We start from the raw sequence: 8,923 nt of genomic DNA, 5'->3' as shown, positions 1-8,923 counted from the left end.
AGGGAGTCAACGAATCGTAGCGTCACAAATACAATGGCGCGATTCATCCAGACCCACGGAGCCAACTACGGACTCGAACCAAGCCATATTAGGGAAAGGTTTGCTGTTTGAGTAAAAAAGCTAGTGTTTACAATGCACTAGCTTGAAGTAGTGGCTCCCCGGGCCGCGATCAGGTTCCGCCGGCACTTCTTCGAAGATGCTGATTGCTGATGGTTTGTAGGCACCCAAGTCTAATTCTCCATTGGAACATTTGCAGAACATCCGTGGGACTATTCACAGTGATTTTGGTGCCGTTCAGTCCCACGAGGTGCATTTGTGTGCAGTTTGTTCTTTTTCTCCGTTTTGCCTCTTGCGTTAAAAAGCCCAGTATTCTAGGGCTTTCCCCGGTTCGGAGTGTAGCGCAGCCCGGTAGCGCACTTGACTGGGGGTCAAGGGGTCGTGGGTTCGAATCCCGCCACTCCGACCAAAATCTGACAAGCAAACCTGTTGGATGCATTTTGCCTTCATGAAAAATGCCACGTCCTGTCATCAGGCCTGGCATTTTTCGTTTGTTCAGCGTTGCATATTGTTTCGGCAGCCCTACAAACATTCTGCGGATAGGCATGCTTTCGGCGGTTTCTGCCCATACCGCATCCCTTGCGATCGCTGTCGCGGTGCGCAATCATTTCCACGGCTCGATTTTCGCGATCTTGTTGTCTTTCGTCATGGTGACCTTGTACTGCTCGAACCTCGTCTTGTCGTCGCAAGTGACCCGGACGATCGTCGGCCCCATTGAAGATAGTCCCTTGTCGATTTGCGCATCGGTAATGCGATCGCACCAGAAACCTGCATTGCGGATCGCGCGGGCAGTCCTGCGCTCGAGCATGTTGGACTTGATGGAACCGGCCGCCGCGATGTCGCCGGTGCATACAAGGACTAAAAGAGCGGGCAGAATATACTTCATAGTTCCAACCCCATTCCGAAATTGCGCGCACACGCTGCCCGCAAAACTTTATGCTGGCGAGCATGCTTTGCAGGCCGCTTCATTGCAACGATGTTACCGTAACAACTTTGACGCGACACGCATTTTGAACCAACATTTAGCAGGGCAGTGAGGTACCTCCCTCTTGTTGTCCTACCTGGGCGGGACCGGCGATTGAAGGTTGGTCTCCCTTGCCAGTCAAAGCCGCCTCGGCGGACAATTCCGGCCCCGTTCAGGTAAATGCTCTCCTGATTTATTCATGAGACAGGTCGGCAATTTGTCGGCATAGTGAATGAAAGCATCTGTGGGGGTCAGCCGATGAGTACTGCCGTGATCCGGATCATATCCGCGAAGGTGAGCACCCTCTTTGCGTTCGGTTTGGTTGCCCTGTTTGCCTGTGCCACACTTTCGCAAGCGCAGACCGTAGCTCCGCCGCCCCCGCCTGCAAAGGTCGAACAATTGCTGAAGCTGCTGGATGATCCGGAAGTGAAGGCATGGATTGCCGCAAAGAACACAACGCAGCCGGCGGCGGAGATGCAGATGGGTGCCTCTGCCAGTGACTTCATGCGTTGGTCCGATGCCATTCGCGCACATTTGCGCGGCGTCGGCGAGGCAGTTCCCGAGGTACCTGACGAGTTTTCGGAAGCAAGTTCGACGATCATGACCGAGATTCATGGCCGCGGTCCCGGGGCAATACTCGCGCTTTTCGTTGCTTTCGCGGCGCTCGGCCTAGGCGCCGAATTTGCATTCCGCAGCCTGGTCAGCCAGGCAATCAAACGAAGTGCTGCCCATCCGGCAGCAGATGCGGGATCGCCCGCGCGCCATCACCTGATAGGCCGGTCAATTTTTGCCGCCATCGCTCCGCTGGTGGTCTTTGCTGCGGCTAGCATCGGCGCCTTCCTCGCGTTCACCTGGCCACCGCTTCTCGCTGAGCTCGTCCTCCCCATGCTCGTCGCCCTGATCGCCTGGCGGGTTATCATGCGCGTGACCGCTATTCTGCTCGGAACCGATCGCAAGCACGGCAAGCTGAGTCTTATTCCGATGAACGAGGCGAAGGCTGCTTTCTGGTACCGCCGTGTTGCATTGTTCGCCGGAATCTTCTTCGCCGGCTGGGCTGCGGCCGGATTGATGACGGCTCTCCATTTTACCCCCAATGTCAGGAGCCTCGTCGTTTACATTCTTGGCCTTGGCCTGTTGGCGGTCGCAATCGAGGCGGTCTGGCATCGCCCCGGCGCGGTTACAACCTCCCGGATTTACCGCGTCAAGGAATGGCTGCTGACCTTCTGCTTTTGCCTGTTATGGCTATTATGGGTCGCGGGGATGAACCTGGCGTTGTGGCTCGGTATTTTTGCGCTCATCCTGCCCCCCATTTTGAGAACGACCAGCACCATTGTGAAGTCGTTCTTCTCCGGTTCGGACGACCCAGCCCAGCACAGAAATTCCGTCGTCGAAGTACTTGTCGAGCGCGGGGCCAGGGCGATCATTATCGCACTGGCGGTCGCCTGGCTCGCCACGGTCGTTCGATTCCGCGCGAGCGGCCTGATGGAGGACGAAAGCGCCAGTCGCATTATTCGCGGGATATTGGGCGGCGTTGTTATCCTGCTCGCAGCAGATCTTGTCTGGCATATGGTCAAGGGATTGATCAACCGGCGCATAGAACGTGCGCGCATCGAAGGCGGAGATGCGGCTGAACTTGCGCGCAGCGGACGGCTTTTGACCCTCCTGCCGATCCTGCGCAATTTCCTTGCCGCGCTCATCGCCGCCATTGCGGTCATGATGGTTTTGTCAGGGATCGGTGTCGAGATCGGTCCGTTGATCGCCGGCGCTGGCATTTTTGGCGTTGCCATTGGCTTTGGCTCGCAGTCGCTGGTCAAGGATGTCATCAGCGGTGTGTTTTACATGACCGATGACGCGTTCCGGGTGGGGGAATATATCCAGAGCGGCAGCTATAAGGGCACGGTCGAATCCTTTAGCATCCGGTCCGTCAAACTGCGCCACCACCGTGGTCCGATCTTTACCGTTCCGTTCGGTTCGCTGGGCGCAGTGCAGAACATGAGCCGGGATTGGGTTATCGACAAATTCCTCATATCGGTCGCCTACGATACCGATATAGCCTTGGTCAAAAAGGTGGTGAAAGGCGTTGGTGCGGCCCTTCTCGAGGACGAGGAGTTCGGCCCGCAGATCATCGAAACGGTAAAGATGAAGGGCGTTGAGGCTTTTGGTGATTATGGCATCAATCTGAGTTTCGCCATGATGACGAAGCCAGGCCACCAGTCCACTATCAGGCGGCGCGCCTATGCAATGATCCGCGAGGCTTTCGCGGAGAAGGGCATAGAATTCGCCTCGCCCACCGTGCAGGTCGCCGCTAATGAGGACCACGCCAGCGCTGCCGCAGCCGCGGCGAGGGATACGATGCGCAAGAAGGCTGCTGATGCGGCCAAAGCCAGCGAGGGCGAAGGTTGAATAGTTAGTCGATCATGGATGCCATTCGGTGTTTCTTGTGAAAGATCATCAAATCCGCCGGCTCCAGCGGAGGAGAGATGAACCATCCTTGACCACTACACGGTGGTCTGACGGCGGCGAAATAATCGAGTTGTTCCTTGGTCTCGATGCCCTCGACGACCACGCCTAGATTCAGGGCGTTCGCCATATCAAGGATTTGCGGGACCAACGAAACTTTCACGGACGCCGTGCCGACCGTGCTGGTGAAGGCGCGATCGATCTTGATGGTGTCGACATTCAGATCCTGAAGATTGGAGAGGCTTGAATAGCCCGTGCCGAAATCATCGAGATACACCCGATGCCCCAGATTTCGCAGGCGGGCGATAGCCGGAACAGCAATATCGAGCGCTGCTGTAGAACGCTCGGTCAGTTCCAGTCCGATCTGACTGGCGGAAATGCCCGCAGTCCGTACGCATCTGTCAAGCTCCGCATAGAACTGGGTATCGCCAAGATCCGCGGCCACCATGTTGACCGTAATGCGCACATCAGGATTGTCCCGCAAGAACCTTCCAGCCTCCGAGGTAACCTTTCGCAGCGCACAGGCAGTGATTTGCCCTGCAACCCCGGCCTCCTCGGCGGCCGATACAAAAATGTCCGGCGCAATGACGTTGCCCTTGCGGTCGGTCCACCGCACAAGCGCTTCGGCTGACATCATTCGTCCTGTATTGAGTTCCACAATTGGCTGATAGACGACCGCAAGTTCCTCTGACTTCAACGCTTCAACGAGGCGTGTCAGCAGGGGCTTTTGCCGGCGCAGCATAAACGTTGCCATGATGGCCAAGAAACCTCCGGCCACACCGCCAAACCCAATGAATCCATAAATGAACGGCAACTGCCTCGAAATCGCTTCGGAGCGATCAAGGACTGCCACACCACAAATCGAGTAGGCGGCCGAGCAGCGCGCGCTGACCAGCTCATTTGCATTCTCGAACGAGGCGTCTCCAGCAATCAAGGTTTCGTCACTGACCAGCCGCTTTCCCCATGAGCGCAGGACGCGCCTATGTGAAAGATCAATGATCGCGATGGAGTAGCGAAAGGGAGGACGTTCGAGATCGAGAAACGCTGCAGGATCGACGACAACGTTGGAATTTCCGGCCTCGACCACCATGGCGTTGATACCTACGCCGAGTTGTAACGCAACACTCACCCAGAGTTTGCGGCCAGTTCCGGTTATCAGATCAGGCGCCTTTTCGACAATCGGAACAGGGAGCGTTCCGAGGAAACTGCTGCAGGCGAGCTTGCCGGCGATCAACCTTCCGACATCTTTGACGAAACGCCTGGTAAATGCGATCTGCCTGAGCTTGGAAATGTCTTCCACCGAGCAGGGTATTGCAGTCGATTGGTTGGCTTCGTCGAGAGATTTGTCCATTTCACTGGCGATGGTCACCGCCCGGACGAGCAAGTCGTCGGCATAGGACGTCACGTCGCCGCGCGCCAATGAATGCGCAATGAAACGTGCCCCCGCAAAGGCCGCAAGCCCTCCGGCAAGGATGGCCGCCACGACCCATGCTGCGACCGCCAATTGGCGTAGGATATGATTGATTTCCACCGATATTTCTCAACGCAGCCAGAGATGCGGGAGTATAGGCAGGCGTTCCTTAAGGCGGGGTTGTGCTGCGATACTCACAATAGGCGGTAGAATCCAGCGGTCAGCCCGCCCTGAAGTCCTCGTCAGCCAGCTCAAGACGCCGGCTTGTTTTTCGTCGAACGTCTGCGCCGCATAAGAACCGCATCCACGGCAAATTTCGCTATTGCTCCTTCGTCACGATTGCCGATTATGAAGGCAGCGCGAACAAACCGCGCCAGCTTATTGTATTCCGGATCAGTTTCATCGGTAATATTCAGTCGCGCGGCCGCTTCTTCCAGTGCGCGCTGCATAAGTTCGCCATCCGATTTCGAATAATTTGGATTATCGTCTTCCAGAAATGTCAATTCTGCTCCCACCCATTCCGCTGCGGCTTTTTGATTTTTATAAAGGACCGAAGCCAGTATATAGTCCAAAGTGATTAATGCGTCCAAGTAATGATGTCGTAAATTAGTATGATATAAAGCGCTATCGCTAGAGTTGAATTGCCGAGAAGGATTTTCAACTTAATGTATATTATCAATTGCGAATTTACCATCCAGAATTGTGTATTTCAACGCTGGTGAAGAAACGCCGCATTTGGCGACCTGCTGACCATTTTTTTTTGTTATCGGAGGGCAGAAACGGAAGCCTTGCGCGAAGGTGAATCGCTCTGATGGCGGACTTCAAGCGCGGCGCATCCCCAGATAATGCCAATCAGAAGCCAGAAATGCCGCCAGTGATCGGTGTCGATGACGTTGCCGATCGCGACGTGTGCAACATAGACCAGATAGGCGCACAGGAGGAAGGGTTGCCAGGGACGCTCGCGCAAGAGGATACGAAGTCCAAAACCCAGCGTGAGCATTGTCAGCGTCAGATAGCTGATGAATCCGATCCACCCGTAATCCAGCGCTGCCTTCAGCCAGATGTTATGGGTATCCTCGCCAAAGATCGGGCCAAACTCCAGCGGGCCAATGCCTAGCGGGTGATCTATGGACATGAGCATTCCGTACCAATGACGCGCGAAGCGTCCGAATTGCGCCTCGTCATACTCCTGCACCAGCTGCGCGCGCGCCGTGAACAGTTCTGCGACACTTGGAATTTGTAGGGCTATGACGATGGCGAGGAGCACCACCACGACCGCCAGGCCCGCGAGAAGAATGATCCGCAGACGGAAAAGACGATTGGGATTCCTGATGAACACAAGCAGCGCAAGCCCGGCAATGATCAGTGCGGCCATACCCCATGCTGCCCGGGAAAAGGAAAGGAAAATGCCGAGTGTAATGATCAGGATCGGTACAAGACGAATAGGAAGCGCCCGCAGATTGCCGACCAGCACACCATGCACCAGCCATGCCAAGGGCAGCATCAGGAAAGGCCCAAAGACGTTGGGATCCTGAAAGGCGCCCATGGCGCGGCCATAGCGGGTGAAAACCTCCGCGCCAGGAAAAGCCTCGAAATAGCCGAGGATCCCCAGCAGCGACGTGCATATCGCGGCCAGGATATACGCGTTGAAGATGACAGGCAGGATGCGTTGATTGCTGTTGACGATCGCCGCGAAAAACACGGCCGTGAAGGCGAGGAAGAGTGATACCGCGATATACATCGGTGCGGACTTCAGGTCCGGCATCTGCCCCATCGATATCGCGCCGCCGATATTGAAGACGATAAGGATGGCGAGCAGAACAGAGACAGTGCGGGATAGCCTCAGACCGAACAGAGCCCAGATCACAATGAGGCCTGCCATGTAGAGTTCATAAGGTGCGGGCTCGTCGATGACGAAACCGCTGAGAAAAACGCCTAAGCCGACCGCAAACGTCGAAATGAGCTTGATCAGGGCGCGGTTCTTCTTCGCGTGGTCGACGCCAGCATTCTGCCTCTGATCAGTAACGGCGCTCAATAGGCATTGTCCGTGTTGAGAAGACGGATCGGCGTCAGGAACAGGATCTTCAGGTCGAACCACAACGACCAGTTCTCGATATAATACAGGTCGAACTCAGTGCGCTTCTTGATCTTGTCGTCGGAATCGACTTCCCCCCGCCAGCCATTGATCTGCGCCCAGCCAGTCACACCGGGCTTGACCCGGTGGCGGGCAAAGTAGCCATCAACGACTTCGTTATAGAGATGATTGTGCGTATGCGCGGCAATCGCGTGCGGCCGAGGCCCGACAAGCGAAAGCGTACCCATTAAGGAATTGAAGAACTGCGGCAGTTCGTCGATCGAACTCTTGCGGATGAAACGGCCGACGCGGGTGACGCGCGGGTCGTTCTTGACCACGGCATTGCGAGCCGTCGGGTGCTGTCAGTGAACTCCAGCAGCACCACGTTGAGTGTCGCGGTCGACAGAATAGCGAGGAAGTATTGCAGCAGGGTATCTGTAGAGAGGCCGACATACAGGACGAAGACCGCAACGCCGGTGAGTGCTACGATTACAAATTCAATGATCCGCATGGTGCCGCTGACCATGACCGGCGAATTTGTGTTGCGCGCATATTGCGAGGCGATCGCTTGGGCCATCGGGCTCAATTTGACCTTGGCGCTGGACGATGGCACTGGATCAGGCGCGAGGTTGCGAACAACTTCGCGCGAAAAACCGTGTTCCGCATTTGTGTCTTTCATCATGGATCCCGAAGGTCGGGGCGCCTCTCATTAGCACGGATCAGCTAAGAAAGGCCTGCGGGAAAAGCAAGAATAGCGGGGATGTTAACTGTCGAGTGCGGCAAAATATTCTGCCTGGAGGCGCGCAGCCATGGTTTCGGCACTGAACCTCTGTTTCAATGTGGAAGTATCCGGCAGCAACTGTTGAAAACCCGCCACGTCCTTTATCACGCTCGCCATCTTGGCAGCGAGGTCGTCAACGTCCGGCTGCACGAGGGCCGGAGAGCTGTCGCCGAGGATTTCTGGAATGCCTCCGACGCGGCTGGCGATGACCGGGCGTCCGGCGGCAAGCGCTTCAAGTACAAGATAGGGCAGAGCTTCGGCGCGTGACGGGATGACCGCCACCTTCGTCAGCCGGAACGCTTCGCGCGCCTTCATCGGCATGAGAAAGCGAATGTTTCCGCTCAATTCGGCTGCTTGGACCTGTTCGATCAGTTGGGCACGGTCCTTGCCATCACCAACCATGACGGCAGTCATGGCATTCCCGCGTGCAGCGCTCGCCCGCGCCAGCGCCGCAATAAAAATGTCCGGACCTTTCAGTGCCCGCATTTCGCCGATGAACAGGAAATCGGCAGCAGCGGGATCAAGTGTAACGGGTTGGAACTCGCCATCTGACAAACCATTGTAGATCAGCGCGTGACCGCATCGCGGCTTGCCCACCTTTCTTGCGTAAACGCCTTGCTCGAAGGCCGAAACGAATATGATCCGGTCCGTCATTCTTTCCATGAAGCGTTCGACGCGAAAGATGATCCGCCCTTGCAGCGTCGCCGGATCAAAGTGCAGGCTGCCGCCATGCGGTGAATAAAAACGGGCAACGCGTGAACCAGATACCCGCAGCAGTGAGCCGAACAGTCGCGCATAGGCGCCACCCTTGGCGCCATGTCCATGCAGGACATCCGGCTGCAATTTCTTGATGACCTTGTACGTGCGAAACGCTGCCACCGCATCACCCGGACCGATCTGCCGCTGCATGGCGACGCGTTCCAGGCCCAGCTCCAATTTGCTGTGCATTTCACCAAGCAGTGCTTCTTCAAAATCCCCGCCTGTCGAGGCATCGCAGATAATACCGACCTGGTGGCCTGCCTTCACCTGCGCTTCGATCAGATCGCGGACATGGCGGAAAATCCCGCCAACCGGAGCGCGAAAGCAGTGAACAATCCGCAGGGGCCGGTTATCAACCATCTCCAGCGGTCAGAAGAAGCGCTCGCGCACATAGAGCGTGTCGCCGGGTAGAACCTG

The 8,923-nt window shown here is 56.3% G+C and carries 7 protein-coding genes, 1 tRNA gene and 1 pseudogene; 2 read left to right on the top strand and 7 right to left on the bottom strand.

Annotation, left to right across the window (positions count from 1 at the left end; all coding sequences use genetic code 11):
* Positions 1-389: 389 nt before the first annotated feature.
* Positions 390-466, top strand: a tRNA-Pro gene (locus AAAC48_RS04270).
* Between the two features lie 195 nt (positions 467-661).
* On the opposite strand, the gene AAAC48_RS04265 is transcribed toward AAAC48_RS04270, so the two are convergent.
* On the bottom strand, positions 662-943 hold the full coding sequence (locus AAAC48_RS04265) for a hypothetical protein (protein WP_340652980.1): 282 nt from the start codon (positions 941-943) through the stop codon (positions 662-664).
* Between the two features lie 336 nt (positions 944-1,279).
* Here AAAC48_RS04265 and AAAC48_RS04260 point away from each other — a divergent pair, with 336 nt between their 5' ends.
* Positions 1,280-3,424, top strand: a complete 2,145-nt coding sequence (locus tag AAAC48_RS04260) for a mechanosensitive ion channel family protein (protein ID WP_340652979.1) — start codon at positions 1,280-1,282, stop codon at positions 3,422-3,424.
* Between the two features lie 4 nt (positions 3,425-3,428).
* Here AAAC48_RS04260 and AAAC48_RS04255 read toward each other — a convergent pair whose 3' ends face one another.
* The 6 genes and pseudogenes from AAAC48_RS04255 to AAAC48_RS04230 all read right to left on the bottom strand — a co-directional run bounded on the left by AAAC48_RS04255 (position 3,429) and on the right by AAAC48_RS04230 (position 8,866).
* Positions 3,429-5,012 carry an EAL domain-containing protein gene (locus AAAC48_RS04255; protein WP_340652978.1) on the bottom strand — a complete coding sequence of 528 codons (1,584 nt, stop codon included), beginning with the start codon at positions 5,010-5,012 and terminating at the stop codon, positions 3,429-3,431.
* 131 nt (positions 5,013-5,143) lie between these two features.
* The gene (locus AAAC48_RS04250; RefSeq protein ID WP_340652977.1) at positions 5,144-5,482 is read right to left on the bottom strand and encodes a hypothetical protein; all 339 of its coding nucleotides are present in this window, start codon (positions 5,480-5,482) and stop codon (positions 5,144-5,146) included.
* Positions 5,483-5,655: 173 nt separating this feature from the next.
* A complete protein-coding gene (locus tag AAAC48_RS04245) occupies positions 5,656-6,927 on the bottom strand; it encodes an O-antigen ligase family protein (RefSeq protein ID WP_340652976.1) in 1,272 nt (423 codons plus the stop codon).
* Positions 6,924-7,322: pseudogene (locus AAAC48_RS04240) on the bottom strand (sugar transferase); the annotation flags it as partial. The pseudogene AAAC48_RS04240 and the gene AAAC48_RS04245, both read right to left, overlap by 4 nt.
* Complete coding sequence (locus AAAC48_RS04235; RefSeq protein WP_340652975.1) at positions 7,214-7,648, bottom strand: hypothetical protein; 435 nt, start codon at positions 7,646-7,648, stop codon at positions 7,214-7,216. The gene AAAC48_RS04235 and the pseudogene AAAC48_RS04240, both read right to left, overlap by 109 nt.
* Positions 7,649-7,729: 81 nt before the next feature.
* The gene (locus tag AAAC48_RS04230) at positions 7,730-8,866 is read right to left on the bottom strand and encodes a glycosyltransferase family 4 protein (RefSeq protein WP_340652974.1); all 1,137 of its coding nucleotides are present in this window, start codon (positions 8,864-8,866) and stop codon (positions 7,730-7,732) included.
* Positions 8,867-8,923 lie beyond the last annotated feature (57 nt).

This window comes from Phyllobacterium sp. (assembly GCF_037994405.1).
Lineage (GTDB): Bacteria > Pseudomonadota > Alphaproteobacteria > Rhizobiales > Rhizobiaceae > Phyllobacterium.
Note: the sequence above shows the minus strand (reverse complement) of the source record. Positions and strands in the feature narration are given on the sequence as shown.

Coding starts and splice junctions, on each gene's coding strand:
- AAAC48_RS04265 (WP_340652980.1), bottom strand. CDS start 943: ATGAAGTATATTCTGCCCGCTCTTTTAGTCCTTGTATGCACCGGCGAC.
- AAAC48_RS04260 (WP_340652979.1), top strand. CDS start 1,280: ATGAGTACTGCCGTGATCCGGATCATATCCGCGAAGGTGAGCACCCTC.
- AAAC48_RS04235 (WP_340652975.1), bottom strand. CDS start 7,648: ATGATGAAAGACACAAATGCGGAACACGGTTTTTCGCGCGAAGTTGTT.
- AAAC48_RS04230 (WP_340652974.1), bottom strand. CDS start 8,866: ATGGTTGATAACCGGCCCCTGCGGATTGTTCACTGCTTTCGCGCTCCG.